22 protein-coding genes and 1 pseudogene are annotated in these 25,390 nt (G+C 73.2%); 9 read left to right on the top strand and 14 right to left on the bottom strand.

Annotation, left to right across the window (positions count from 1 at the left end; translation table 11 throughout):
- Positions 1 to 31: 31 nt before the first annotated feature.
- From EV562_RS12065 to EV562_RS12055, 3 genes are all read left to right on the top strand, one after another.
- Positions 32 to 1,363 carry a geranylgeranyl reductase family protein gene (locus tag EV562_RS12065; RefSeq protein WP_133886767.1) on the top strand — a complete coding sequence of 444 codons (1,332 nt, stop codon included), beginning with the start codon at positions 32 to 34 and terminating at the stop codon, positions 1,361 to 1,363.
- 150 nt (positions 1,364 to 1,513) lie between these two features.
- Entirely contained in the window at positions 1,514 to 2,779 is a 1,266-nt protein-coding gene (locus tag EV562_RS12060) for a sensor histidine kinase (protein WP_133886766.1), read from the top strand.
- Positions 2,776 to 3,441, top strand: a complete 666-nt coding sequence (locus EV562_RS12055) for a response regulator transcription factor (RefSeq protein WP_133886765.1) — start codon at positions 2,776 to 2,778, stop codon at positions 3,439 to 3,441. Before EV562_RS12060 ends, EV562_RS12055 begins: the two co-directional genes overlap by 4 nt.
- On the opposite strand, the gene EV562_RS12050 is transcribed toward EV562_RS12055, so the two are convergent.
- From EV562_RS12050 to EV562_RS12040, 3 genes are all read right to left on the bottom strand, one after another.
- A complete protein-coding gene (locus EV562_RS12050) occupies positions 3,402 to 3,686 on the bottom strand; it encodes a DUF6332 family protein (protein WP_133886764.1) in 285 nt (94 codons plus the stop codon). The genes EV562_RS12055 and EV562_RS12050 overlap by 40 nt on opposite strands.
- Positions 3,687 to 3,823: 137 nt before the next feature.
- On the bottom strand, positions 3,824 to 4,573 hold the full coding sequence (locus EV562_RS12045; protein ID WP_133886763.1) for a maleylpyruvate isomerase family mycothiol-dependent enzyme: 750 nt from the start codon (positions 4,571 to 4,573) through the stop codon (positions 3,824 to 3,826).
- Positions 4,574 to 4,641: 68 nt separating this feature from the next.
- Positions 4,642 to 5,823: an MFS transporter gene (locus EV562_RS12040; protein WP_133886762.1), complete on the bottom strand. Its 1,182-nt coding sequence runs from the start codon at positions 5,821 to 5,823 to the stop codon at positions 4,642 to 4,644.
- 258 nt (positions 5,824 to 6,081) lie between these two features.
- On the opposite strand from EV562_RS12040, the gene EV562_RS12035 reads away from it, so the two are divergent.
- Positions 6,082 to 7,323 (top strand): ROK family protein, encoded by a 1,242-nt coding sequence (locus tag EV562_RS12035; RefSeq protein WP_133886761.1) that lies wholly within the window; start codon positions 6,082 to 6,084, stop codon positions 7,321 to 7,323.
- A gap of 137 nt (positions 7,324 to 7,460) precedes the next feature.
- On the opposite strand, the gene EV562_RS12030 is transcribed toward EV562_RS12035, so the two are convergent.
- From EV562_RS12030 to EV562_RS12015, 4 genes are read right to left on the bottom strand one after another with little or no spacing between them, the layout of a single operon-like run.
- Positions 7,461 to 8,864, bottom strand: a complete 1,404-nt coding sequence (locus tag EV562_RS12030; RefSeq protein ID WP_133886760.1) for a GH1 family beta-glucosidase — start codon at positions 8,862 to 8,864, stop codon at positions 7,461 to 7,463.
- A 52-nt stretch (positions 8,865 to 8,916) separates the two neighbouring features.
- Positions 8,917 to 9,744 (bottom strand): carbohydrate ABC transporter permease, encoded by an 828-nt coding sequence (locus tag EV562_RS12025; RefSeq protein ID WP_133886759.1) that lies wholly within the window; start codon positions 9,742 to 9,744, stop codon positions 8,917 to 8,919.
- Positions 9,745 to 9,749: 5 nt separating this feature from the next.
- Positions 9,750 to 10,715, bottom strand: coding sequence for a sugar ABC transporter permease (locus EV562_RS12020; protein WP_133886758.1), 966 nt, complete (start codon positions 10,713 to 10,715; stop codon positions 9,750 to 9,752).
- Positions 10,716 to 10,726: 11 nt separating this feature from the next.
- A complete protein-coding gene (locus EV562_RS12015; protein WP_166661734.1) occupies positions 10,727 to 12,013 on the bottom strand; it encodes a sugar ABC transporter substrate-binding protein in 1,287 nt (428 codons plus the stop codon).
- 284 nt (positions 12,014 to 12,297) lie between these two features.
- Between EV562_RS12015 and yicI the strand changes: the two genes are divergently transcribed.
- Positions 12,298 to 14,568 (top strand): alpha-xylosidase, encoded by a 2,271-nt coding sequence (gene yicI, locus EV562_RS12010; protein ID WP_133886757.1) that lies wholly within the window; start codon positions 12,298 to 12,300, stop codon positions 14,566 to 14,568.
- A gap of 13 nt (positions 14,569 to 14,581) precedes the next feature.
- On the opposite strand, the gene EV562_RS12005 is transcribed toward yicI, so the two are convergent.
- Positions 14,582 to 15,784: a cysteine desulfurase-like protein gene (locus EV562_RS12005; protein ID WP_133886756.1), complete on the bottom strand. Its 1,203-nt coding sequence runs from the start codon at positions 15,782 to 15,784 to the stop codon at positions 14,582 to 14,584.
- Positions 15,785 to 16,193: 409 nt separating this feature from the next.
- On the opposite strand from EV562_RS12005, the pseudogene EV562_RS35875 reads away from it, so the two are divergent.
- A pseudogene (locus EV562_RS35875) lies at positions 16,194 to 16,304 on the top strand (helix-turn-helix domain-containing protein); the annotation flags it as partial.
- Positions 16,305 to 16,344: 40 nt separating this feature from the next.
- Here the strand turns inward: EV562_RS35875 and EV562_RS11990 are convergent.
- Positions 16,345 to 17,418 (bottom strand): ABC transporter permease, encoded by a 1,074-nt coding sequence (locus tag EV562_RS11990; protein ID WP_133886755.1) that lies wholly within the window; start codon positions 17,416 to 17,418, stop codon positions 16,345 to 16,347.
- A gap of 12 nt (positions 17,419 to 17,430) precedes the next feature.
- Complete coding sequence (locus EV562_RS11985; protein WP_133886754.1) at positions 17,431 to 18,033, bottom strand: DNA starvation/stationary phase protection protein; 603 nt, start codon at positions 18,031 to 18,033, stop codon at positions 17,431 to 17,433.
- A gap of 210 nt (positions 18,034 to 18,243) precedes the next feature.
- On the opposite strand from EV562_RS11985, the gene EV562_RS11980 reads away from it, so the two are divergent.
- Together EV562_RS11980 and EV562_RS11975 are read left to right on the top strand one after the other, a co-directional pair.
- A complete protein-coding gene (locus EV562_RS11980) occupies positions 18,244 to 19,380 on the top strand; it encodes a Gfo/Idh/MocA family oxidoreductase (RefSeq protein ID WP_133886753.1) in 1,137 nt (378 codons plus the stop codon).
- Between the two features lie 127 nt (positions 19,381 to 19,507).
- Positions 19,508 to 19,960, top strand: coding sequence for a phospholipase (locus tag EV562_RS11975; RefSeq protein WP_133886752.1), 453 nt, complete (start codon positions 19,508 to 19,510; stop codon positions 19,958 to 19,960).
- Here EV562_RS11975 and EV562_RS11970 read toward each other — a convergent pair.
- From EV562_RS11970 to EV562_RS11960, 3 genes are all read right to left on the bottom strand, one after another.
- A complete protein-coding gene (locus EV562_RS11970) occupies positions 19,933 to 20,577 on the bottom strand; it encodes a phosphatase PAP2 family protein (RefSeq protein ID WP_133886751.1) in 645 nt (214 codons plus the stop codon). The genes EV562_RS11975 and EV562_RS11970 overlap by 28 nt on opposite strands.
- Positions 20,578 to 20,768: 191 nt before the next feature.
- Complete coding sequence (locus EV562_RS11965; protein WP_133886750.1) at positions 20,769 to 23,030, bottom strand: heavy metal translocating P-type ATPase; 2,262 nt, start codon at positions 23,028 to 23,030, stop codon at positions 20,769 to 20,771.
- 67 nt (positions 23,031 to 23,097) lie between these two features.
- Complete coding sequence (locus EV562_RS11960; protein WP_133886749.1) at positions 23,098 to 23,340, bottom strand: heavy-metal-associated domain-containing protein; 243 nt, start codon at positions 23,338 to 23,340, stop codon at positions 23,098 to 23,100.
- Between the two features lie 191 nt (positions 23,341 to 23,531).
- Between EV562_RS11960 and EV562_RS11955 the strand changes: the two genes are divergently transcribed.
- Entirely contained in the window at positions 23,532 to 24,518 is a 987-nt protein-coding gene (locus EV562_RS11955) for a hypothetical protein (protein ID WP_133887046.1), read from the top strand.
- A gap of 23 nt (positions 24,519 to 24,541) precedes the next feature.
- Here EV562_RS11955 and EV562_RS11950 read toward each other — a convergent pair whose 3' ends face one another.
- A complete protein-coding gene (locus EV562_RS11950) occupies positions 24,542 to 25,321 on the bottom strand; it encodes a DeoR/GlpR family DNA-binding transcription regulator (protein WP_133886748.1) in 780 nt (259 codons plus the stop codon).
- Positions 25,322 to 25,390 lie beyond the last annotated feature (69 nt).

Genomic DNA, 25,390 nt, shown 5'->3' with positions numbered 1-25,390 from the left:
GCATGCGGTTTGATCGGAGCAGTAGACCATCGTGAGCAGCGAGAACTCTTCGGCGGACGACGCGCGTCAGGTCTGGGACGTGGTCGTGGTGGGCGCGGGACCGGCAGGGGCCTCGGCCGCCTACGCGGCGGCGGTCGCGGGGCGGCGCGTGCTGTTGCTGGAGAAGGCGGAGCTGCCCCGCTACAAAACGTGCGGCGGCGGCATCATCGGCCCCTCGCGCGACACCCTCCCACCCGGTTTCGAGCTGCCCCTCCAGGACCGGGTGCACGCGGTGACCTTCTCGAACAACGGGCGCTTCACCCGGACCCGCCGCTCCCGGCAGATGCTGTTCGGGCTGATCAACCGGCCCGAGTTCGACCTGCAGCTCGTCGAGCACGCCCAGAAGGCCGGTGCCGAGCTGCGGACCGGGGCGACGGTGACCCGGGTGGAGCAACACGGTTCGGCGGTGCCGGACCGGCGCACGGTCGCCGTCGTCCTCCAGGGCGGTGAGACGGTCCTGGCCCGCGCCGTGGTCGGCGCGGACGGCAGCGCCAGCCGGATAGGCGCGCACGTCGGGGTGAAGCTCGACCAGGTCGACCTGGGCCTGGAGGCGGAGATCCCGGTGCCCGAGACGGTCGCCGAGGACTGGAAGGGCCGGGTGCTCATCGACTGGGGCCCGATCCCCGGCAGTTACGGCTGGGTCTTCCCCAAGGGCGACACGCTGACGGTCGGGGTGATCTCGGCGCGCGGCGAGGGCGCGGCGACCAAGCGGTACCTGGAGGACTTCGTCGCCCGGCTCGGACTCTCCGGTTTCGAACCGAGCATCTCCTCCGGCCATCTGACGCGCTGCCGTGCGGACGACTCGCCGCTGTCGCGCGGCCGGGTCCTGGTGTGCGGCGACGCCGCCGGACTGCTGGAGCCGTGGACCCGCGAGGGCATCTCCTTCGCGCTGCGTTCGGGACGGCTCGCGGGGGAGTGGGCGGTGCGCGTCTCCGAGGCGCACGACGCGGTGGACGCGCGCAGGCAGGCCCTGAACTACGCGTTCGCGATCAAGGCCGGGCTGGGCGTGGAGATGAGCGTCGGCAAGCGGATGCTGGCGGTGTTCGAGCGCCGGCCCGGGCTGTTCCACGCGGCCCTGACGGGGTTCCGTCCGGCCTGGAAGGCGTTCCGGGACATCACGCAGGGCTCGACCTCGCTGGGCGAGCTGGTGCGTGGTCATCCGCTGGCGCAGCGGGCGCTGGCGGCGATGGACCGGCGTCCCGAGCCGTCCGCCTCGTCCTCCTCGCCCGAGCCCTCCGGGGCGTCCGAACCGACCGGATCGTCCGCGTCGACCGGGCCGTCGGGGCCGTCCGGGCCGTCCTCGGGGGAGGAGTCCGGCGCCTGACCCGCGGTCGGGTCGTCGCACTCCTGACCGTCCGTCGCGGCCGGGACCGAACCGGGTCCGGGCGGGCGGGGGCGTACTTCCCCGGGAGTACGGGCGGGCACCGCGCGCGGGTGACGCCGGCCGCGGTGCCCGGCGTCTAGCGTGGCGGACATGGACGGACAGCGCGAGCGCGGGGACCGGGCACCGCAGTGGCGGTGGCACGGGCCCCCGTGGTGGAACCGGCGGGTCGACGAGGAGCGCCGCCCCCGGTGGCCGTGGGTCTCCACCGCGCTCGTCACGGCGTTCGTGCTGGTCGGCTCGAACTTCGCCGCCCATGTGCAGGAAGGGGAGCGGGCCGGACTCGACCCCTTCGCCCGTGCGCTGCTGTTCGTGACGGGGGCCGCCCTGCTGTGGCGGCTGCGGTACCCGGTGCCGGTCGTGTTCGGCACGGCGGTCGCCACCCTGGCCTACCTGGGCGCCGGCTACCCGTACGGCCCGGTCTTCCTGGCCGTGGCGGTGGCCTGCTTCAGCGCCGTCGTCGCCGGGCACCGCGAGGCCGCGTGGGCGGCGATGGGGATCCTGTGGGCGGGGCACGCCCTGATGGCCCACTGGCTCTACCGCTGGCTGCCACCGGCCGGGGACTCCGCCGCGTCCTGGGGGCAGGAGCTCGGGATCGCCGCCTGGGTCGTGGCCGTCGCGGCCCTGTCGGAGCTGGCCCGGGCCCGCCGCGAGCAGTGGGCGCGGGAGCGGGCGGAGCGGGCCCGGGCGGCCCGGCGGCGTGCGGACGAGGAGCGGCTGCGGATCGCCCGTGAGCTGCACGACGTCCTCGCGCACAGCATCTCCGTCATCAACGTGCAGGCCGGCGTCGGGCTGGCCCTCCTGGACACGGACCCGGAGCAGGCCCGCACGGCGCTCACCACCATCAAGGACCAGAGCAAGGAGGCGCTCGGCGAGGTGCGGCAGGTGCTCGACACCCTGCGCACCCCGGGCGACGCGCCGCGCGCTCCGGCCCCCGGCCTCGACCGGCTCCCCGAACTGGTCGAACAGGCGGCGAGCGCCGGACTCACCGTCGAGGTGGAGGGGAAGCCGCCGCGTCTGTCGCCCGGCACCGACCTGGCCGCGTTCCGCATCGTGCAGGAGGCGCTCACCAACGTCGTACGGCACTCGGGTTCCCGGCACGCGCGCGTCCGACTCGACCGGGACGGGAGCACGCTGCGGCTGCGCGTCGACGACGACGGCCCCGCGACGGGCGCCGACGCGGGCGGCAGCGGCAACGGGCTGGCCGGGATGCGGGAGCGGGCGGCGGCTCTCGGTGGCACCATCGAGGCGGGCCCGCGTCCCGACGGCGGTTTCCGCGTCCTGGCGGCCCTGCCGGTCGACGTGGGGCACACGGCACAGACGAAGGACACGACGCAGGCGAAAGGGGACGACCGGTGATCCGCGTACTGCTCGCCGACGACCAGTCGTTGGTACGGGCCGGGTTCCGGGCGCTGCTGGACGCGCAGCCGGACATCGAGGTGGTCGCGGAGGCGGCCGACGGCGAGGAGGCCGTGCGCGCGATCCGCGAACTGCGGCCCGACGTCGTCCTCATGGACATCCGCATGCCCCTGCTGGACGGCCTCGCCGCGACCCGCCGGGTCACCGAGGACGCGGGGCTGCACGAGGTGAAGGTGGTCATGCTCACCACCTTCGAACTCGACGAGTACGTCTTCGAGGCGATCCGCTCCGGAGCCTCCGGCTTCCTGGTCAAGGACACCGAGCCCGAGGAACTGCTGCGCGCCGTACGGGCGGTGGTGGACGGCGACGCGCTGCTGTCACCGGGGGTGACGCGCCGGCTGATCGCCGAGTTCGCGGCCCGCTCCAAGGAGCCCGCGGCGGCCGGTGAGATGGCCCGGCTGACCGAGCGGGAGCGCGAGGTGATGGCCCTGGTCGGCATCGGACTGTCCAACGAGGAGATCGCCCGCCGACTCGTCGTCAGCCCGCTGACCGCCAAGACCCACGTCAGCCGCACCATGGTGAAGCTGGGCGCCCGCGACCGGGCCCAACTGGTGGTCCTCGCCTACGAGTCGGGGCTGGTGCGGCCGGGCTGGCTCGGCTGACCGCCGCGGCCGAACCGGACCAGTACGCTCACCACCCGGACGAAGAACACGGCCACGGCCAGCACCGTCCCCGCCCCGACGAGCGCGCCGCGCACCCGGCCCGGCAGGCCGAAGAGATACGCCGGTCCGGCCACGGCCTCGAACAGCACGGCCGCCGCGAACGCCGCACTGCACAGCGCGTAACCGATCTCGACCGTGACGGCGTCCCGCTCGCCCTGCGTACGCCGTCCCCCGTATGTGTCCATGCCGGCAAGTCTCCCAGAGCGACGGCGGCCCGGCAGGGGGTACGGTGCCGAGCGACCGAGCGACCGAGCGACCGAGCGACCGAGCGACCGAGCGACCGAGCGAGACCGGCTGACCGACGCCGCCGTCCCCGGGCGCCTCATCCCCACGTGACGCGCGACCGTTCCCGCCACAACGCGGCGAGCGAGGCGTCGCCGGCCACCTCCGGGAACGGCCGGCGGTTCCACAGCGCCGGGTAGAGCTGGGCGGCCGGTCCGGACAGCTCGCAGTCGGCGTCCTCCGCGTCCTCGGCGTCCTCCCGCACGGTCACCGGCGGCTGCGCGGACAGCCGGACGGTCCACACGGCGTCCGTCGCGTCCGTCGCCCGCACCCGCAGCGTGCGGGGTTCCTCGGTGCGTACGGCGCTCTTCGGCCGGGCGTGGAAGGCGCACAGCAGTTCGTCGACGCCGTCCACCGCGAACTCCACACCGATGCCGGTGGGTTCACCGCCCCGGGCCGACTCGGCGTCGAGCCGGTGCACGGTCGTCTCGTGCGCCTGCCGCCGGGCCCAGAAGGCCAAGGGCGAGGGAGCCGGCAGGAAGGACCAGCACCACACGCCGGGCGCGGCGCCGGCGAGGGTGTCGACGAGCCGCCCGTGTCCCTCTCGGAACCAGGTCAGGAGCGGGGCTCCGTCGAGGTCGGTGAGGTCTTCCGCGGGCCGGGGACCGGTGTGCCCCTCGGCGACGAACGCGGTCGCCCAGCGATGCACCATTCCCGTGTGCCGCAGCAGGTCCCGCACCCGCCAGCTGGGGCAGGTCGGTACCGGGGCGCCGGTACCCGCCGACTCGGCGGCGGCCGCCAGCAACACGCCTTCGCGGTCCAGGACTTCGATGTGAGCGGCAGTCTTCATGACAGGGAGTGTGCCGCAGGGCCCGGGCGCGGCGGCAGGTCCGCGCGCACCGGGAACGGCCGCCCGGCTCAGCCGGGCACCGCCGACCGCCGCGTCGCGACCGCGACCAGCACCGCCACTGCCGCGAGCGCCGCCACGCTGGTGAGGGCGGCGGACAGGGAGAACCAGTCGGCCATGAAGCCGATCGCGGGCGGCCCGAGCAGCATGCCGCCGTAGCCCAGCGTGGACGCGGTCGCGACCCCGCTGGGACCGCCCAGCGCACCGGCCCGCTCGACCGCGACCGGAAAGATGTTGGCGAGTCCGAGACCGGTGATCGCGAAGCCGAACAGCGCCGCCCACAGGGACGGGGCGAGCGAGCCGAGCAGCATGCCGGCCACGGCGGTGGTGCCGCCGGCCACCACCGTGGCCGTCCGCCCCAGGCGTTCGAGCAGGGTCGTCCCGGTCAGCCGGCCGACGGTCATGGCCAGGGCGAAGCACGAGTACCCCGCGGCAGCCATGCCCGGCGAGGCGTCGAGGTCCTGCTCCAGGTGCAGGGCGCCCCAGTCGGCCATGGCACCCTCGCCGTAGGCCGTGCACAGGGCGATCAGACCGAAGGTGACCACCAGGCGGCGGGTGCGGCGGTCCCGGTGGTGCGGGGCACCGTCCTTCCCGGGCGTGCGGTCCGTGCGGTCCGGTGGCGCGGCGGGCTCGCAGCGCAGCAGGGCCCGGCCGGCGAACAGCGTGACCAGCAGACCGGTCACGGTGAGGGCGAGCAGATGCCGCGTCGGCGACAGCGCCCCGGCGACCAGCCCGCCGAGCCCCGCCCCGACCATGCCGCCGAGGCTGAACGCCGCGTGGAAGCTGGGCATGATCGGGCGCTCGAGGACGGCCACCAGGTCGACGGCGGCGCTGTTGAAGGCGACGTTGATCCCGCCGTAGGCACTGCCGAAGACCAGGAGCACGACACCCAGGGCGAGGGCCGAACGGGTCAGCGGGGGCAGGGCGATGCTGAGGCAGAGCAGGACCGCGCAGGCGACGGTGACGGGGTGGCTGCCGTAGCGCCGGACCAGCCGCCCGGTGAGCGTCATGGTGACGACGGCACCCGCCGAGACGCCGAGCAGGGCGAGGCCCAGGGCGCTGGCGGAGGCGCCGGTCTGCTCCTTGATGGCGGGGATGCGCACCACCCAGCCGGCGAAGACGAAGCCGTCGAGGGCGAAGAAGACGGTCAGGGCGATGCGGAGACGGGTGAGATCGCGGCGGGGACCCGGCACGACACTGTGCGATCGGGTTTTGTTTATTTGCGGCACAAAGTCAGGCTAGGGGTCGGGCGGGATGGCGGCAAGGGTGCCGCGAGGGCGCGCGGAGGGGGAGGGCGAGCGGGCGGGACCGGGAGGAGGGAGGAGGCGAGGGCGAAGGGGGGAGCACGCCCCGCGCCCCGGCCGGCCGCACTCCCGGACGGACACCCCGGCCGCGGCGGGCGGAGCACCCGGGAACCGGCGCCCCGGGTGTCGCATACGCTCGACAGCACGATGATGAACAACCTCACCCCCCTGGAACCGAAGGCCGACAAGGCCACGGTCAGACGGCACAACCTCAGCCTGGTCCTGAGGGCCGTGCACGACGCGGGGGAGGCGACCAGGGCCGGCGTCGCCACACATGTCGGTCTGACCCGCGCCGCGGTGTCGTCCCTGGTGGAACAGCTCCTCGAATACGGCTTCGTCTCCGAATGGGGCAAGACCAGCAGTGGCCAGGCGGGGCGGCCCGGCACCGTCCTGAAGGTGTCCAGGTCGGGCCCCGCGGGCCTCGGCGTCGAGATCAACATCGACTACATCGCCGTGTGCGTCGTCGACCTCGCCGGCACCGACCGGGTGCGCCTGGTGGAGCACTCCGACAACCGCGGGGTCCAGGCCGGCGAGGTCGTCACGCGCGCGGCCCGGCTGGCGGCGCGCGCCATCGGCTCGGCGGCCGAGCAGGAACTCGTCCCGACCGGTGCCCACGTCGCCCTGCCGGGCCTGGTCACCGGCGGCAGCGTGCGCCAGGCTCCCAACCTGGGGTGGCAACGGGTCGCCATCGAGGGCCTGTTCGCCCAGGCGCTTCTCGCCCTGCGTCCCGCCCACCGCCCGCTGCCGGTCAGCTCCGACAACGAGGCCAACACCGCCGCCCTCGCCGAGCTGTGGTTCGGCGCGGGCACCGAGGGCGTGCGCAGCTTCCTGTACCTGACCGGCGAGATCGGCGTCGGCGGTGCCCTGGTGCTGGACGGCGAGCTGCTGCGCGGCGCGCACGGCTTCGCCGGGGAGATCGGCCACATGGTCGTCGACCCCGACGGCCCGCGCTGCCGCTGCGGTGCCCACGGCTGCCTGGAGCAGTACGCCGGTCAGGCCGCGCTGCTCGCCGCCGCGGGAATCGACGCGGACGCGGGCGTGCAGGGCGTCGCCGAACTGGAGCGCCGCGCCCGGCGGGGCGACCCGGCCGCGCTGTCGGCGATCGAACGGGCCGGACGGCAGCTGGGGGTCGTCGTCTCGGGCGCGGTGAACCTCTTCGACCCCGGCGCCGTCATGCTCGGCGGTGTCTACCGCGAGCTGATGGACTGGCTCGCCCCCGCCGTCGACCGGGAACTCGCCCGGCGCGTGGTCTCCGGGCTGTGGAGCGAGGGCGGCGAGCGGCTGCGCGCCGCGTCCTCGCTCGGCGACGCGGCGCGGGGCGCGGCCGGCGTGATCGTCCGCGAGGTGCTGGCCGACCCGGCGGCGTACGCGGAACGCGCCCCGGGCTGACGCGGGGGCGGCCCGCCCGCCGCTCGCGGCGGCCCGTGACGGCGCCGTTCCCGTGGCGCCGGCCGCGGAATCCGCATGGCGGTCCATCCGGGCCGTGCGGGGCCGGGCGAGGCCGTCCGGCGCCCCCGCCCCCGGCGTCACCCGCGGTTCGCGGCGATCATCTCCCGGTACCAGTGGTAGCTGTCCTTCGGCGTGCGCCGCTGTGTGCCGTAGTCGACCCGCACGATGCCGAAGCGCTTGTCGTAGCCGTACGCCCACTCGAAGTTGTCCAGCAGGGACCACACGTAGTACCCGCGCACGTCCACGCCCGCGTCCATCGCCGCCCGCAGAGCGGTGAGGTGGTCGCGCAGATAGGCGACCCGGTCGGTGTCGTGCACCGTGCCGTCGGCGGCCGCCGTGTCGTCCTCCGCCGAGCCGTTCTCGGTGATGTGGACCGGCGGCAGGGCGTCGCCGTACCGCTTCTTCAGCTCCACCAGCAGGTCGGTGAAGCTGTCCGGCACGACCGGCCAGTTCATCGCCGTGTGCCGCACGCCGGGCAGCCGCACCTCCTCGTACCGGTTGTCCGTGGCCACCCGCCGCGCCGGGTCGCTCTCGCGGTGGGGGGCGTCGGCGACCACGATCGGCCGGTAGTAGTTGATTCCGAGGAAGTCCAGCGGCTGGGAGATCAGCTCCAGGTCGCCGTCCCGGCGGAAGTCCTGGCCGGTGATCAGCTCGCCCCAGGTCTCCTCCTCGGTCGCCGGGTAGCGGCCCGCGAGGATCGGGTCGGTCCACACCAGGTTGTGCTGGGTGTCCGCGCGGACCACCGCCGCCCGGTCGGCGGGGGAGTCGGTGGCGGGCAGGTTGCGGTCCAGGTTGAGCGTGATGCCCACCTCGCGCACCCCGGCCGCGCGCAGCGCCTGCACGGCCAGCCCGTGGGCGACCAGCAGGTGGTGGGCGGCGGCCAGCGCACCCCGGCCCTCCTTGGCGCCGGGCGCGTGCCGGCCGATGGAGTAGCCGAGGAAGGAGCTGCACCACGGCTCGTTGAGAGTGATCCAGCGCGGCACCCGGTCGCCCAGGTGCTCCGCGACCACCGCCGTGTACTCGGCGAACCGCTCCGCCGTCTCCCGCACCCGCCAGCCGCCCTGCGTGGCGGAGCCGCTGCCGGACGGAGTCTCCAGGGCCTGCGGCAGGTCCCAGTGGTAGAGGGTGGCGGCCGGCTCGATGCCCGCCGCGAGCAGCTCGTCCACCAGCCGGGAGTAGAAGTCGAGCCCCTTGGGGTTCACCGCGCCCGAGCCGTCCGGCACGATGCGCGGCCAGGCGATCGAGAAGCGGTAGGAGTCCACACCCAGGTCGCGCAGCAGGGCCACGTCCTCGGGGTAGCGGTGGTAGTGGTCGCAGGCCACGTCACCGGTGTCGCCGTTCACCACCAGCCCCGGGGTGCGGCTGTAGGTGTCCCAGATCGACGGACCGCGGCCGTCCTCCGTCGCCGCGCCCTCGATCTGGTACGAGGCGGTCGCGGCGCCGAAGACGAAACCGGGCGGGAAACCGGGGTAGTCGCTCATGCTGTGGTGCTCATCTCCGTGCTTGCGTGACGTGCGGGGTGCGGTGGTCGGTTCACTTGACGGAACCGCCGGAGATTCCGGCGGCGATGTACTTCTGGGCGAGGACGAGGAGGATCGCCGCCGGCACCGCGGACAGCACGGAGGCGGCCATCACCGAGCCCCAGTCGCCGACGTGTGCGCCGATGTACTGGTAGATGCCCAGGGTGATGGGCTTGACGTCGTCGGTGGTGTTCAGGGTGAGGGCGAACATGAAGTCGCTCCACGAGAACAGGAACGCGAACAGCCCCGACGTGATCAGCGAGTTGCGGCTCATCGGCAGCACCACCCGCACGAACGTCCGCAGCGGCCCGGCCCCGTCGATCTGCGCGGCCTCGATCACCTCGCCCGGGATCGACACCATGAACGAGCGCATCAGCACGATGGAGAACGGGATGCCCAGCGAGGCGTCCGCCAGCATCAGGCCGAAGTAGGAGTTGACCAGGCCGAGGTCGACGTAGGAGTTGTAGAGCGCGTTGGCGATGACGATGCCCGGCACCATCTGGGTGATCAGCGTGCCGAAGACGATCGTGCGCGAGCCGCGCAGCCCGAACCGCGCGAGCCCGTAGGCGGCCGGCGCCGAGATCACCAGGCAGATGGCGACCGCGCCCAGCGAGACCGCCAGCGAGGTCAGCAGGTGCCCGCCCTGGTCGCTGATCGCCTTGGAGAAGCCGGACAGGTCCAGGCTGCCCGGCACCGGGTCGACCTGGAGCAGTCCCGCGTCGGGCTGCAGCGCGGTGTTGAGCATCCAGTACAGCGGGAACAGCATCACGCACAGGATCAGAACGCCGGCGACGGTGGAGCCCCAGCGGCGCCGGGAGGCGGTGGGCGTGTGGGAGGCCATGGACGTCACTTCCCCTCGGTGCGGTTGGCCCGCAGGTAGAACACCGCGAACACGGCGGAGATCAGGATGAGTACGTTGCCGACGACGGCGCCCGCGCCGAAGTCCAGCTGGACGAAGGAGTTCTGGTACGTCAGGGTGCCCAGCGTCTGCGTGGCGTCGGCCGGGCCGCCGTCGGTCAGGGCCAGGATCAGGTCGAGGATCTTGACCGTCGACATGAAGCCGAGCACCAGGACGACGGTGACGACGGGCTTGAGCATCGGCAGGGTGACCGAGCGGAAGGTACGCCAGGCCGAGGCGCCGTCGAGGGCGGCCGCCTCGTGCAGCTCCTTCGGGATCTCCTGGAGACCGCCGTACAGGATGACCATGTTGAACGGGATGCCGATCCAGATGTTGACCAGGATCACCGACAGCAGGGCCATCTCGGGGCTGGTCAGCCACGGCGTGTGGCCGCCGAGACCGAGGGTGTCCAGGAACGAGTTGAGCACACCCGTGTCCTGGTCGAGGATGCGCCGCCACACGATGCCGGACACCACCATGGGCACCAGCCAGGGCAGCAGGATCAGCGAGCGCAGCACCCCGTTCAGCGGGAAGCGGCGGCTGAAGAAGACCGCCAGCGCCAGTCCGATGCAGAACTGCCCGAGCAGCGAGCCCGCCGTGAAGACGAGCGTGTGCCACAGGGCCTTGCCGAACAGGGCGTCCTGGAAGACGTTGGACCAGTTGTCGGTGCCGTTGAAGGGCGCCTCACCGGTGAAGAAGGTCTTCGGCGTGTAGTCCTGGAAGCTCATCACGACGTTGCGCACGAGCGGGTAGCCGAAGAACAGCAGCATGAAGACGACGGCGGGGGCGACGAAGCCCCACCGGGTGAGCCTGCGCCGGCGCGCGATGCGGCCGGGGTCGGAAGGGGCGGGCGACGTGGACGGCTTCGCGGGTGTCCGCGCGGAGACGGACGACGTGGGCGTGGGCGTGGTCATGGGGGCGTACCTCAGTTCCCGCTCGTGGCCCGCTGCTGGGCGCGCTTCAGGGCGGTCTCACTGGACTGGCCGGTCAGGGCCGACTGGAAGGCGCTCTGCAGGGCGAGCGACACGCTCGACCAGCCGGCGCCGAGCTTCGCCGTCCGGGACCGGGCGACGGCCACCTGGTCGGCGAGCGAGTCCAGCTCGGGCACCTTCTCGCGCCATTCGGCGGCTGCCTTCGCGTTGGCCGGGACCATCCAGCTGTTGAGCGCGTAGGTCAGCTGCTCCTTCTCGCTCGCCAGACACGCGACGATCTTCCCGGCCGTCTTCTCCCGGGCCTCGTCACCGGTGTTGGGCACGGTCAGGACGGCGCCGCCGAGGGGACCCACCGAGTCGTCGCCCGCCGCGGGCACCGGGATCGGCGCGATGCCCCAGTGCAGCGACGTGTCGCTGTTGAGGGTCTCCACCTGCCACGGCCCGTTGATCATCATCGCCGCGTTGCCGGCCATGAACTGGTCGTTGACGTCCGCCTGGGTCCAGTTGACCGTCGACTTCGACAGCGAACGGTCCTTGAGCAGGCTCTTCCAGTAGTCCAGAGCCTCCACGACCTTCGGGCCGTCCAGGTCGGTCTCGTCACCGCCGTTGGACCACATGAACGGCGTGAACTGGAAGACGCCGTCCTCCGCGCCGCCCGCGCTGAGCGCCAGGCCGTACCGCTTGCCCCGTGTGAGCTCCTGCGCCGTCCGGCGCAGCTCCGCCCAGGTGGCCGGGACCTTCACGCCCGCCTCGTCGAGGACGTCCTTGTTGTAGAAGAGGGCCAGGGTGTTCACGGAGCGGGCCGCGCCGTAGTACGTGCCCTTGTAGGAGCCGAAGTCGACGATGCCGTCGGGGATGCCGTCGGTGCTCAGTCCGATCGTCCGCAGGTCGACGAGACCCCCCGCGTCCGCGAAGGTCGGCATCTCGGACGCGTCGAACTGCACGACGTCGGGCAGCGACTTGGACGAGGCCATGCGCAGGGCCTTCGTCATCACCTGCGCCGCCGGGACGCTCTGCTGCTCGATCGTGACACCCAGCTGCTCGCCGCAGCGGGCCATCGCCTCCGCGTCCCAGCGGTGGTACGACTCGTCGGTCGACGAGTTCATCACGGTGTACGTGTCGGCGTCCCGCTGCTGTCCGCAGCCGGCCAGTGCCGCCCCGGCGACCAGTACGGACACGGCGGTGAACGGGGCGACGACTCGGCGTGAGCGTCCTCGCCCGCGGCGCGTGGCAGCCGGAGGGTGTGCTGTCAAGGCGAGCGAGGTGAAGCGCTTCGACATGGTGCGGCCCTTGCTGTCGTACTGTCCGGCTCCGTCGCCGGACTGTTTTGTTTGATGTGATGACTAATACGTCACGGACCCGCTCCCGCGCTAGAGGAAAGTGGCCCCGGTCTCCCGGCTCCGTGCGGTGAGTGATGTGTTCCCTTGGGTAATACTCCCAGTTCAGCGCGGTGGAATGGTGGCGAACGTCTCGGCGGACGGATTTGTTTTGTGTACGATCAAAACGCTGTGAGACGGCCCCCGTGCTCCCCACCCGACAGCTCCCGCCCCACCCGAGGAAGATCATGAAGTTCACCGACGGCTTCTGGCTCATCCGTGAGGGTGTGCAACTCTCGTACGCCACCGAGGTACGCGATGTGCGCCCTGAATCGAAGCGCTTCACCGCCCATGCCGCCGTGAAGAAGGTGACGCGGAGGGGGGACACGCTCAACGCGCCGCTCCTCACGGTCGAATGCTTCTCTCCCGCCGAGGGCGTCATCGGCGTCCGCGTCACCCACCACGCCGGGAAGCGCCGGCCCGGCCCCGACTTCGCCCTCGCCGGCGCGCCGGACGGCGCCGGCGAGGTGCGCCAGGACGGCGGCCTCACCGAGCTGACCAGCGGTCCGCTCACCCTCCGCCTGGACCGCGAGGGCCCCTGGGGCCTCACCTTCCACGACGCCGACGGGCGCGAGCTGACCCGCGCCGACGCCAAGGGCACCGCCTTCGCCACCACCGGCGACGGCGCGCACCACATGCTCGGCCGCCTCGCCCTCGGCGTGGGCGAGCAGATCTACGGCCTCGGCGAACGCTTCACCCCGTTCGTCAAGAACGGCCAGGTCGTCGACATGTGGCAGGCGGACGGCGGCACGAGCAGCGAACAGGCCTACAAGAACGTCCCGTTCTACCTGTCCTCGCGCGGCTACGGCGTCTTCGTCAACCACCCCGGCGCGGTCTCCTTCGAGGTCGGCTCCGAGTCGGTGGGCCAGGTGCAGTTCAGCGTCGAGGACCAGACGCTGGAGTACTACGTCGTCGCCGGGCCCACGCCCAAGGACGTCCTCACCCGCTACACCGCCCTCACCGGCCGCCCCGCCCTGCCGCCGGCCTGGTCCTTCGGACTCTGGCTCACCACGTCCTTCACCACCTCGTACGACGAGGGGACCGTGACGAAGTTCGTGGACGGCATGGCCCGGCGCGGCATCCCGCTCTCCGTCTTCCACTTCGACTGCTTCTGGATGCGCGAGTACCAGTGGTGCGACTTCCAGTGGGACCCGGACGTCTTCCCGGACCCGGACGGCATGCTCGCCCGGCTCAAGGCCAAGGGGCTGAGGGTCAGCGCCTGGATCAACCCCTACATCGCGCAGAAGTCCCCGCTCTTCGACGAGGCCGCCGCCCTGGGGCACCTGGTGCGCAGGCCCGACGGCGACATCTGGCAGTGGGACCTGTGGCAGGCGGGCATGGGCCTGGTCGACTTCACCAGCCCGGCCGCCCGCGACTGGTTCGCCGGGAAGCTCAAGCCGCTGCTCGACCAGGGCGTGGACTGCTTCAAGACCGACTTCGGCGAGCGCATCCCCACCGACGTGGTCTGGCACGACGGCTCCGACCCGCAGCGCATGCACAACTACTACACGCACCTGTTCAACCGCACCGTCTTCGAACTCCTCGAGAAGGAGCGCGGTCAGGGCGAGGCCGTCCTCTTCGCCCGTTCGGCGACCGCGGGGGGCCAGCAGTACCCCGTCCACTGGGGCGGCGACTGCTGGTCGTCCTTCGAGGCGATGGCCGAGTCACTGCGGGGCGGCCTCTCCCTGTCCCTGAGCGGCTTCGGCTTCTGGAGCCACGACATCGGCGGCTTCGAGGGCACGCCCGACCCGGCGGTCTTCAAGCGCTGGCTCGCCTTCGGCCTGCTCTCCTCGCACAGCCGGCTGCACGGCTCCTCGTCCTACCGGGTGCCGTGGGAGTTCGGCGAGGAGGCGGTAGACGTCGCCCGCAGCTTCACCCTCCTCAAGCACCGCCTCATGCCCTACCTGTACGGCGTCGCCGCCGAGGCCCACCGCACCGGCGTGCCGATGATGCGGCCGATGGTCCTGGAGTACCCGCACGACCCGGCCTGCCGCCCGCTGGACCGCCAGTACATGCTCGGCCCCGACCTCCTCGTCGCCCCGGTCTTCACCGAGGACGGCGAGGTCGAGGTCTACCTTCCCGCGGGCACCTGGACCCACCTGCTGACCGGCGAGCGCGTCACCGGCCCGGCCTGGCGCACCGAACGGCACGGCTACGACAGTCTGCCCCTGTACGTCAGGGAGGGCGCCGTCCTGCCGCTCGCCGCCGACGACACGCGCCCCGACGGCGACTGGCTGGACGCCCCGACCCTGCTGGTCCATCCGACCGCCGACGCCGACTACACGGCCGAGGCCCGCGTGCCCGACCTCCTGGGCACACCGGCCGCGGCCTTCCGCGTGCGGCGCGAGGGGGACGCCCTGCGCGTCACCGCGAACGGCACCGACCGCCCGTTCACCGTCCGGGTCGCGGGCGGCGGGAGCGCGGAGGGCGAAGGGGAGGTGACCGTGCCGCTGTCGTGACGCCGGGACGCGGTCAGCGGTCGAGGCCGGCCAGCGCGGTCAGGAGACGCTCCACGTCGTCCGCGCCGGTGTAGGGCGCCAGTCCGACGCGGACGGCGCCCTCGTCGCCCAGGCCCAGGCGGCGCGAGGCCTCCAGGGCGTAGAAGGACCCGGCGGGCGCGTCGACGCCCCGCTCGGCCAGCTGCCGGTACACCTCGGCCGGCCGCAGGCCCGCCACGGTGAACAGCAGGGTCGGCGTGCGCCGTGCGGCCCGCGAGTACACGGTGACGCCGTCCAGCGCGGCCAGCCCCTCCTCGATCCGCTCGCGCAGCACGTCCTCGTGGCTCTCCAGCGCGGCGAACGAGGCGACCAGCCGGTCCCGGCGCGAGCCCCGGGCCTCCGGGGCGAGCCCTGCCAGGAAATCCACCGCCGCGCTCGCCCCGGCCAGCAACTCGTAGGGCAGCGTGCCCAGTTCGAACCGCTCGGGCACGGTGTCGGCGGACGGCAGCAGCTTGTCCGGGCGCAGCGACTCCAGCACCTCGGCCCGGCCGGTCAGCACGCCCAGGTGCGGTCCGAGGAACTTGTACGGCGAGCACACCAGCGTGTCCGCGCCCGTCTCCGCCAGGTCCACCACGGCGTGCGAGGCGTAGTGCACCGCGTCGACGTGGAAGTGCGCCCCGTGCGCGTGGACGAGGGACGCCAGCGCCGGCAGGTCCGGCATCGTCCCGATCAGGTTCGACGCGGCGGTGACCGCGACCAGCCTGGTACGCGGGCTCAGTACCGCCGCGACGTGCTCGGGCCGCAGCTCGCCCGTCGCGGGGTCGAAGTCCGCCCACCGCACGCGGGCCCCCGCCGCCTCGGCCGCCTGCACCCACGGCCGGATGTTCGAGTCGTGGTCGAGCCGGGTGACCACCACCTCGTCGCCCGGCGCCCAGTCCTTGCCCAGGGTCCGGGACAGGTCGTAGGTGAGCTGGGTTGCGCTGCGTCCGAAGGCGACCGTCTGCGGCGTGGCGGCGAGGAGGTCGGCGAGCGCGGACCGGGCCTCGGCCACGATCCGGTCGGCGTTGCGCTCGCCCTCGGTGTTGCGGCCCCGGTTGGCGAGCGGGGCGGTCAGCGCCGCGGCGATCGCGTCGATCACCGGCTGCGGGGTCTGCGTACCGCCCGGCGCGTCGAACCGCGCGGTACCGGACTTGAGGGCGGGCACATGTGCGCGGATCGCGGCGACGTCGAGGGCCATGGGGCAACTCCAGGGTCGTGGGTCCGGACGGACGGACCGGGCGGTTGTCGGGTGATGCGGTGCTTCGGCCGCGGTGGCAGGCAGGTGGTGCGGACCGGGGGTGTCGTTCGGTCCGGGCCGGTTCCGGGCGACGGTGCCCCGGTGCCGGCCCGAGCGGGGTCCGGGGCGTGCGGCTGCAAGCGGAGGGGGCGCCAGGGCACATGCCCGGCAACCGACGACAACGCCGCGGATGTGCCTGCCGGGCCCCGCGCGTCCGCGGCAAGATCCAAACGACACCCCCTGGGTCGCGCCCCGAGCCGCACCCGCGGCTCCAGCCACATGATCGCAGCCCCGGTGGGGCCGACGACAGGGACGAAGCGGCCTTCGGCCGCGAGGCGTTCCTGGAGGGCGGCGGGCCGCCACCGCCGCCGCCCGCGTCCTCGGCCTGCACCGCGACTCCGTCGTCGCCCGGCTGCGCCAGGTCCGCGAACGGCTCGGTGCTCCGCCGGACGACCCCGGCGGCCGGCTCGCCCTCCGGATGGCCTGTCGTGCCCTCACCTCCCCGTGGGCACGACGCGGCGTCAGGAGCCGGTGGCCTCCGTCCCGGCTTCCGACGGGTCCTTCTCCCGTCCGCCGGGATGCCGGTGCCGCCAGACCCAGAAGACCGCGCAGGACAGCAGCGCCCACCCGGCCAGCACCAGGAAGGGGAAGGCGTGCTGATGGCCCTGGAAGTACACCGCCGTGTGCTGCGCGTTGACCGAGGCCCCGGGCGGCAGCCACCGGCCGATCAGTCCCAGCGGTGACGGCAGCAGCGGCCAGGACACCGCGCCGCCCGAGGAGGGGTTGCCGATGATCACCATCAGGCCCCACGTGGGCAGCATCGCCCAGCGGCCGAACAGGGTGTTGAACATGGTGAAGACCATGCCGGACACGAACATCGTGAGCGCCAGGATCAGCCACGACTCGGCGAACGGCAGGTCCAGCGCGCCCAGCAGCCAGTCCACCGTGGCGGCGATGGCGAACCCGCCCAGCAGCGCGTAGGCCACCGTGAACAGGATGCGCTCGACCGGGGTGAGCGAGCGCGCGTGCACGCTCAGCTGGATCGCCCCGACGAAACCGATGATCACGGCGGCCAGTGAGATGTAGAAGATGGCCAGGCCGCGCGGGTCGCCCTCCTGGAGGGGGTTGACGTCCCGGACGGTGACCTGGACGCCGAGCTTCTCGCCCACGGCCGGTGCCGTCTGCGCGAGCAGTTCGGCGACCGACGAGCCGGACGCGCCGGACACGTCGAGAACGGCCCGCCGCCCGTCCTCGCGCAGTTCGAAGACCGCGAACACCTCCTGCTGCTCGATCGCCTCGTGGGCCGCGGCACGGGTCCGGTACGGATGCACCTTCACCGAGGTGTCGAGCGCCTTCTCCAGGCCGAGCAGATAGGCCTGCCCGCCCGCCCTCTCGTAGGAACCGACCACGGCCGTGGGGATCAGGCGCGGTGTCGGGTTCGCCATCGAGTAGGTGTACGAGCCCGCGAAGAGACCCGCCGCGGCCGCGAGGATCAGCACCAGCACGGTGGCCGGCCAGAACGGCGACTGCCGGAAGGCGGACCACCGGCCGCGCGCCGGGGGACCGCCTTCGGTGTCCTGGGACGTGTGCGCCATGTCCGGGCGGGGTCAGGCGTGGACCAGCGGAGTGTCCACGAGGTGCTCCGCCACGAACCACGCCTGGAGTTCGTTGGTGCGCAGCACCTCGGAGACCAGGAGGTCGTTGGTGCCGTCGTCCCCGTACTCCTGGGTGCGGGCCGCCGCGTCGTGACACTCGGTCAGGATCAGCTCGTGCGCCTCCAGCAGCCGCGACAGCATCGACGGCACCTCCTCGACCCCGTCCGGCGGACGCGGCACGGTGGTGATCTCGGCGACGTGCCGGGGATCGCCCACCGCGACGCCGCCCAGCGTCTGGACGCGCTCGGCGACGGTGTCGATCAGTTCGAGCTGCTCACCGGCGTGCTTGTCGAGGAGCAGGTGCAGTTGGTAGAACGTCGCCCCGCGCATCAGCCAGTGGTACTTCTTGTACAGGTCGTGCAGGATCCGGGTGTCCGCGAGGACCTTGTTGAGCCGCTGGCAGGAGTAGAGGCGGGTCTCCATGGTCAGGGCCACGGGGAACTGCTTGACGGTGCCGTACTCCTGAATGGTCCGGCCCCTCTGGTGCAGCCAGGGCTGGCTGCCGTCCGACCGGTGTTCCGCGGGCGACGAGGGATTCGGCTTCGGGGAACTCACGCCTGGACTCCTTCTGGAGACGACTGGAGACGGGCCGGTGTGTCACCGCCGGCCCCGTTTCCCCCCGCGCCAGTCGACCAGCCGCACGCCCGGCCCGCAAACGGTGGGGGTTGTCCGGGCTATGGCTCCCCGCCTATTGTCTGCGCTGTTGAAAGCGCTTTCTACCGGTGGTGTCCGTGTCCCGTGCGCCGCCCGTCCGAGGAGGACCGCATGTCCGCAGGGGAGGACCGCACGCCGCCGGGCCCCGTCCGCCGCAGGGTCGCCGTGGTCGGCACCGGCGCCATCGTCACCGGCGGCCACCTGCCGGCCCTCGCCGCCCACGCCGACCGCACCGAACTGGTCGCCGCCGTCGACGTGGACCCCTCACGGCTCGACGCGTTCCGCGCGCAGGCGCCGGGCGACGTCGCCGGGTACGCGTCGACGGAGGCCATGCTGGACGACGTACGCCCCGACCTCGTCCTCGTCGGCACGCCGCCGTCCCTGCACCGGGAGCAGACGGTGGCCGCGCTGAAGTCCGGCGCCTGGGTGCTGTGCGAGAAGCCGCTGTGCCTCTCCCTCGCCGAGTACGACGACATCGCGGCGGCCGAGGAGGCGTCCGGCGCGTACGCGTCCGTGGTCTTCCAGCACCGGTACGGCTCCGGGGCCGCGCACGCCCGTGAGCTGATCGCCGGCGGCGAGCTGGGCGCCCCGCTCGTCGCCCACTGCCAGACCACCTGGCACCGCGACGCCGCCTACTACGCGGTGCCCTGGCGCGGACGCTGGTCCACCGAGGGCGGCGGCCCGACCATGGGCCACGGCATCCACCAGTACGACCTGCTGCTGCACCTGCTGGGTCCCTGGGCGGAGATCCGGGCCATGGCCGCGCGCCTGGTCCACGACACCGAGAGCGAGGACGTCTCCACCGCCCTGGTGCGCTTCGAGAGCGGCGCTCTCGCCACCGTGGTCAACAGTGTGCTGTCCCCGGACGAGACGAGCCGGATACGCGTCGACTGCGCCGACGCGACGGTCGAGTTGACCCACCTGTACGGACACCGCAACGACGACTGGACCTACACCCCGGCCCGGCACGTCGCCCCCGAGCGTGCCGCCGCCTGGCGTACGCCTCCCGCCGACGTGCCCAGCTCCCACACGGCGCAGCTCGGCGCCGTGCTGGACGCCTGGGACGCCGGGGTCCGCCCGCCCGGCAGCGGCCCGCAGGCGCGCGCCACGCTGGAGTTCGCCGCGGCCCTGTACAAGGCGGCGTTCACCGGACGGCCGGTCCGTGCGGGCGAGATCGCTCCCGGCGATCCGTTCCACCTCGCCATGCACGGCGGGGATCCGGACTGGGCGCCAGGGGGACGCGCGTAGCGTCACAAGAATGCGGTGTTCACGACGAGTTGGGCCTCCGGAGGTGTGAACGGGTGGTCCAGGTGCGCATCATCTTGACATGAACCTGCGGCCCGAGTGGCGGGCCGCAGCCTCATGGAGGTGTGGGATGCACCGCAGACTCGCCACCGGACTCAGTGCCGCCGCGCTGGCCGTGACCACCGTCGTCGCCACCGCCGCGACCGCCGACGCCGTTCCCTCCGACAAGTCACAGGTACTCGCGAGCTGGACGCAGACCAGCGCGTCCAGCTACAACGCCTGGAACGCCGCGCGCGCCGACAAGTCCGCCTGGTCCGCCTACGGATTCGACTGGACCACCGACTACTGCTCCACCTCGCCGGACAACCCGTTCGGCTTTCCCTTCAGCACCTCCTGCGCACGGCACGACTTCGGCTACCGCAACTACAAGGCCGCGGGCACCTTCGACGCCAACAAGTCCCGGATCGACAGCGCCTTCTACGAGGACCTCAAGCGCGTCTGCGCCGGTTACGGCGGCGCCACCAAGACCGCCTGCAACAGCACCGCGTGGACGTACTACCAGGCGGTGAAGGTGTTCGGCTGACGGGACGCCGCCGCGAGCGCCGCGGCAGCGCTGGCGATGCCCAGTACGGCGCCCGCGGCCACGTCACCGGGATAGTGCACGCCGGTGTGGACCCGGGAGTAGCCCACGGCGCTAGCCAGCGCGCCGAGCGGCACGGCGGCCTCGGGCAGGACCACGCCGACGGCCGTGGCGAACGCGACCGCCGCGGCCGTGTGCCCTGACGGGAACGACGCCGACGCGGGCATGGGCACGTACCGGTCCGTGGTCACCCGCGCCGCCTCCCGGTCCGGTCGCGCCCGGTGCACCAGGTGCTTGCCGAGCAGGTTCGTCGAGGCCGACGCCACGGCGACCGCCGCCACGCCGACGAGGGCCGCCCGCCGCGCCCGCGCTCCGCTCAGCGAGAGCGCGGCGGCGATCCCGAGGGAGACCTTCGAATGGTCGGCGGCGTGGGACAGGCGCCGCAGTGCCCGGTCGAGGGCGGGCGTGGACGTGGCGGCCACCGCCGCGTACAGGGCGCCGTCCACGGCCCGCAGTTCGGCGAGCACGGCGCGGAGGGCCCGCCCGCGCTCCGGCATCCGGCCCGCGGCCGGGCCGAGCGGGCCGCGCGGGTCGCCGTCGGCGTTGGTCGGTCCGGTCATGGGCTCCTGCTCCGTGGGGAGACGGGACCCGAACCATCCTGCTCGCCCCGGGCCCGGGCGGCGCGCGGGCGGACCCGTCCGGGGGACGGCGCGGCGCGGGCGGCAGGCACCGAGCCGCCGGACCGGTCTGCTCCCCGGGCGGCTGCCCTTCGCGGGTGGCGGCGGCGCGGCGGCCCGGTGGCGGGTGTGGGTCAGGCCGTGGCCTTGAAGCCCCTCAGCCGCAGGCTGTTGCCCACGACGAAGACGGAGGAGAAGGCCATGGCCGCCCCGGCGATCATCGGATTGAGCAGTCCCGCCGCGGCGAGCGGCAGGGCGGCGAGGTTGTAGGCGAAGGCCCAGAACAGGTTGGACCTGATGGTGCCGAGCGTCCTGCGGGCCAGCCGGATGGCGTCGGCGGCGGTGCGCAGGTCACCGCGGACCAGGGTGAGGTCGCCCGCCTCGATGGCGGCATCCGTGCCGGTGCCCATGGCGAGCCCCAGGTCGGCCCGGGCGAGCGCGGCGGCGTCGTTGACACCGTCGCCGACCATGGCCACCGAGCGGCCCTCGTTCTGGAGGCGTTCGACGACGGCCACCTTGTCCTGCGGCAGGACCTCGGCGACGACGTGCTCGGCGTCGATGCCCACCTCGCGCGCCACGGAGGCGGCCACCGCCTCGTTGTCGCCGGTCAGCAGCATCGGCGTCAGGCCGAGGGCGCGCAGCCGGGCGATCGCCTCGGGGCTGGTGTCCTTGACCGCGTCGGCGACCTCCAGGACCGCGCGGGCCTCGCCGTCCCAGGCGACGGCGATCGCGGTGCGCCCGGCCCGCTCCGCCTCGGCCTTGGCCCCGGCCAGCCGGGCGGGCAGTTCCACGGCCCGATCGGCGAGCAGCTTCTCGCGGCCGACCAGGACCGCGTGCCCGTCGACGACGCCCTGGACACCGAGACCCGGGACGCCGGTGAAGTCCTCGGGGACGGGCAGCGTGCCGACCCGCTCGGCGGCGCCCGCGGCCACCGCCCGGGCGATCGGGTGCTCCGAGGCGTGCTCCAACGCCCCGGCCAGCCGCAGGACTTCGGTCTCCTCGACATCTGTCGCGGTGTGCACGGCGAGCAGGGTCATGCGGCCGGTGGTGACGGTGCCGGTCTTGTCGAGGACGACGGTGTCGACCCTGCGGGTGGACTCCAGGACCTCGGGGCCCTTGATGAGGATGCCGAGCTGGGCGCCGCGCCCGGTGCCGACCAGCAGCGCGGTCGGGGTGGCGAGCCCCAGGGCGCAGGGGCAGGCGATGATCAGGACGGCGACGGCGGCGGTGAACGCGGCCGTCGGTCCTGAGCCGTTGCCGATCCAGAAGCCGAGGGTGGCCAGAGCGAGGGCGATGACGACGGGGACGAAGACACCGGAGACGCGGTCGGCGAGCCGCTGGACGGCCGCCTTGCCGTTCTGGGCGTCCTCGACCAGCTTCGCCATCCGCGCCAGCTGCGTGTCCGCGCCGACCCGGACCGCCTCGACCACCAGCCGGCCGCCCACGTTCATGGTCGCTCCGGTGACGCCGTCGCCGACGCCGACCTCGACCGGGACGGACTCGCCGGTGAGCATCGACGCGTCGACGGCCGAGGCGCCCTCGACGACCGTGCCGTCGGTGGCGATCTTCTCCCCCGGGCGGACCAGGAAACGGTCGCCGGCCTTCAGCTCCCCGACGGGAATCTCCTCCTCACGGCCTTCCCGGAGCACGGTGACGTCCTTGGCGCCCAGTTCCAGCAGGGCCCTGAGCGCGGCACCGGCCTTGCGCCGGGAACGGGCCTCGAAGTAGCGCCCGGCGAGGAGGAAGGCGGTCACCCCGGCCGCGGCCTCCAGGTAGATGTTCGCGGAGCCGTCGCCGCGGGCGATGGTGAGTTCGAAGGGGTGGGTCATGCCGGGAGCGCCCGCGGTGCCGAGGAACAGGGCCCACAGCGACCACAGGAACGCCGCCGACGTGCCGACCGAGACCAGGGTGTCCATGGTGGCCGCGCCGTGGCGGGCGTTGGTGAACGCGGCCTTGTGGAAGGGCCAGGCCGCGTACGTCACCACGGGGGCCGCCAAGGTCAGCGACAGCCACTGCCAGTAGGTGAACTGCAAGGCCGGCACCATCGCCATCGCGATCACGGGGACCGCCAGCACCACGGCGGTCACCAGCCGCTGCCGGAGCGGCCGCAGTGCGTCGTCCGGCCCGGCGTCCTCCGCGCCGCTCGCGGGCTCGGCCCGGGCCGGCTCCGGTGGGCGGGCCGTGTACCCGGTCGCCTCGACCATGGCGATCAACTCCGGGACGGACACGTCACCGGTATGGAAGATCCTCGCCTTCTCCGTCGCGTAGTTGACGGTGGCGGTCACTCCGTCGAGCCGGTTGAGCTTCTTCTCGATCCGGGCGGCGCACGAGGCACAGGTCATGCCGCCGATGGCGAGCTCCACCTCGGCTGGTGCGCTGGTCGTACCGGGGGTCATGGCTGCTCCTGATGGGGGGCGTCGGCCGGGGCGCGGGTCCCGGTGTGCGGCGGGGGTGTCGGGTCGGTCAGACACGACCGGTCAGCTCGTAGCCCGCTTCGTGGACCACCCGGGCGATCACGGTGTCGTCCGGCGCCGCGGTGGCCGTGACGGTCACCCGTCCGGTGCCGAGTTCGACGTCCACCCGGGTGACACCGTCCAGTTCGCCGATCGCCCGCGTGAGCGTCGCGCCGCAGTGACCGCAGCTCATGCCGGAGACGGCGTAGGTGGTGGACGCGGGGGACACGGCGGCGGTGAGGTTCGAGGGCATGGCTTCCTCCGGGAGCGAGCGAAAGGTGCGATACGGGGCGGGGGTATCCGCCTCGCGAGCTCATGTTTACCCCTAGGGGGTATGTGAAGCAAGTGTTCCCGTCGCTTGACTAGGTACCCCCTGGGGGTATCGTGAGGTGCAGGGAGGGTCTTCGAGTGCCCCGGAGACCCGTGATCGAGGAGACGACCGTCATGCACACCGGACTGAGGATCACCGCGTTCGCCGCCGCCCTGGCCGCGGCCTTCGGCACCGCCTACGGCGTCGGCGCGGGAGTGGACCCGATCGTCGCGAACGGCGCACCCGCGCCCCACGGCGGGCACGGCGAACGGGACGGCGCCAGTGAGGAGGCGCCGCGGCCGGACGAGGGCGGCGGACACGGAGGACACCAGGACACCCCGGCCGGCGGCCTGCAGATCTCCGAGGACGGTTACACCCTCGACCTCGCCACCCCGCGCGTCACCGCCGGACAGCGCAGCGAACTGCGCTTCACGGTCCGGGACGCGAGCGGCGCGGCGGTCACCGCGTACCAGCGGGAGCACGACAAGGAGCTCCACCTCATCCTGGCCTCACGCGACCTGGTCACCTACCGCCACCTGCACCCCACCCGCGCCGCCGACGGCACCTGGAGCACCCCCGTCGACCTGCCCGCGGCGGGCGGTTACCGCGTTTTCGCCGACTTCACCCCGGCGGGCAAGGGCGCGAAGAACCTCACCCTCGGCGCCGACCTGGCCGCCTCAGGCCGTTACGAGCCGGCGCGGCTGCCCGCCCCGAACAGCACCGCCCGGGTCGACGGCTACCAGGTGGCACTCGCGGGTTCCCTGCGCCCGGGCAAGGCGAGCGAGCTGAAACTGACGGTGTCCCGCGACGGCGAACCCGTCAACGACCTCCAGCCCTACCTCGGCGCCTACGGCCACCTCGTCGCCCTGCGCTCAGGCGACCTCGCGTACCTGCACGTCCACCCGAACGGCGAACCCTGCGACGGCACCACGGAACCCGGCCCGGGGATCTCCTTCACGGCCACCGCACCCAGTAGCGGCACCTACCGTCTCTTCCTCGACTTCCGGCACCGCGGCGAGGTCCGCACCGCGGCGTTCACCGTGCGCGCCGGGTCGGTGCCGGGCGCGGCCGAACCCGCCCCGGCCGGCACGCCGGAGCACTCCGGCGGCCACGGCCACTGAACCGCACCGTCGCCGGCGGCCCCTCAGGCCGTGACGACCCGGACGCCCGCCTCCTCGAACCGGCGCACCAGCTCCGGGTCGGCCGCGCCGTCCGTCACCAGGGTGTCCACCGACTCGGTCGCGCAGATCCGGGCGAACGCCCGTCGGCCCAGCTTGCTGGAGTCGGCGGCCACGACCACCCGCTCGGCGCGCTCGCACAGCAGCCGGTTGATCGCGGCCTCCGCCTCGTCGTGGGCGGCGGCGCCGTGCGCGACGTCGAAGGCGACGACGCCCAGTACGGCCACGTCGAGCGTCACCTGACCCAGCACCCCGTCCGCGAGCGGACCGATCAGCTCGTACGACTGCGCCCGGGCCACACCTCCGGTCACCACGATCTTGAACTGCGGCCGCACGGCCAGCTCGTTGGCGATGTTGAGGGCGTTGGTGACCACGGTCAGCGCGGGGGTGCCGGAGGCCAGGTCGGCGCGCACGGCCAGGGCGCGCGCCACTTCCGTGGTGGTCGTGCCCCCGGTCAGTCCCACCGCCTCGCCGGGCGCCACCAGCGCCGCGACCGCCTGGGCGACGCGCTGCTTCTCCGACGCCCGACGGGCCGTCTTGTAACGCAGCGGCAGTTCGTACGACACCCCGTGCACGACCGCGCCACCGCGCGTGCGCACCAGCATCTGCTGTTCGGCGAGCCGGTCGAAGTCGCGGCGGATCGTCGCGGCCGAGACCTCCAGTTCGGTCGCCGCCTCCTCGACGTCCAGCCGGCCGCGCTCGACGAGCAGCTCCAGCAGCGCCTTCCAGCGGGCGTCGCGCGACATCCGCGCCTCCGTTCCTCGACCCCCGCCGACCCTAGCGCACCGCACAGTTCGTCCTATTGCTTGATTGTG

The organism is Streptomyces sp. BK208, from assembly GCF_004364245.1.
In the GTDB taxonomy this organism is placed as follows: domain Bacteria; phylum Actinomycetota; class Actinomycetes; order Streptomycetales; family Streptomycetaceae; genus Streptomyces.
This window is presented reverse-complemented; position numbering and strand designations above follow the sequence as displayed.

Bases quoted from the DNA above. Each gene is read 5' to 3' on its own strand.
- EV562_RS12015 (WP_166661734.1), bottom strand. From the start codon at position 12,013: ATGTCGAAGCGCTTCACCTCGCTCGCCTTGACAGCACACCCTCCGGCT.
- EV562_RS12050 (WP_133886764.1), bottom strand. From the start codon at position 3,686: ATGGACACATACGGGGGACGGCGTACGCAGGGCGAGCGGGACGCCGTC.
- EV562_RS11965 (WP_133886750.1), bottom strand. From the start codon at position 23,030: ATGACCCCCGGTACGACCAGCGCACCAGCCGAGGTGGAGCTCGCCATC.
- EV562_RS11980 (WP_133886753.1), top strand. From the start codon at position 18,244: ATGTCCGCAGGGGAGGACCGCACGCCGCCGGGCCCCGTCCGCCGCAGG.
- EV562_RS12025 (WP_133886759.1), bottom strand. From the start codon at position 9,744: ATGGCCTCCCACACGCCCACCGCCTCCCGGCGCCGCTGGGGCTCCACC.
- EV562_RS11970 (WP_133886751.1), bottom strand. From the start codon at position 20,577: ATGACCGGACCGACCAACGCCGACGGCGACCCGCGCGGCCCGCTCGGC.
- EV562_RS11955 (WP_133887046.1), top strand. From the start codon at position 23,532: ATGCACACCGGACTGAGGATCACCGCGTTCGCCGCCGCCCTGGCCGCG.
- EV562_RS12035 (WP_133886761.1), top strand. From the start codon at position 6,082: ATGATGAACAACCTCACCCCCCTGGAACCGAAGGCCGACAAGGCCACG.
- EV562_RS12045 (WP_133886763.1), bottom strand. From the start codon at position 4,573: ATGAAGACTGCCGCTCACATCGAAGTCCTGGACCGCGAAGGCGTGTTG.
- yicI (WP_133886757.1), top strand. From the start codon at position 12,298: ATGAAGTTCACCGACGGCTTCTGGCTCATCCGTGAGGGTGTGCAACTC.
- EV562_RS11960 (WP_133886749.1), bottom strand. From the start codon at position 23,340: ATGCCCTCGAACCTCACCGCCGCCGTGTCCCCCGCGTCCACCACCTAC.
- EV562_RS11950 (WP_133886748.1), bottom strand. From the start codon at position 25,321: ATGTCGCGCGACGCCCGCTGGAAGGCGCTGCTGGAGCTGCTCGTCGAG.
- EV562_RS12005 (WP_133886756.1), bottom strand. From the start codon at position 15,784: ATGGCCCTCGACGTCGCCGCGATCCGCGCACATGTGCCCGCCCTCAAG.
- EV562_RS12030 (WP_133886760.1), bottom strand. From the start codon at position 8,864: ATGAGCGACTACCCCGGTTTCCCGCCCGGTTTCGTCTTCGGCGCCGCG.
- EV562_RS12060 (WP_133886766.1), top strand. From the start codon at position 1,514: ATGGACGGACAGCGCGAGCGCGGGGACCGGGCACCGCAGTGGCGGTGG.
- EV562_RS11975 (WP_133886752.1), top strand. From the start codon at position 19,508: ATGCACCGCAGACTCGCCACCGGACTCAGTGCCGCCGCGCTGGCCGTG.
- EV562_RS11990 (WP_133886755.1), bottom strand. From the start codon at position 17,418: ATGGCGCACACGTCCCAGGACACCGAAGGCGGTCCCCCGGCGCGCGGC.
- EV562_RS12020 (WP_133886758.1), bottom strand. From the start codon at position 10,715: ATGACCACGCCCACGCCCACGTCGTCCGTCTCCGCGCGGACACCCGCG.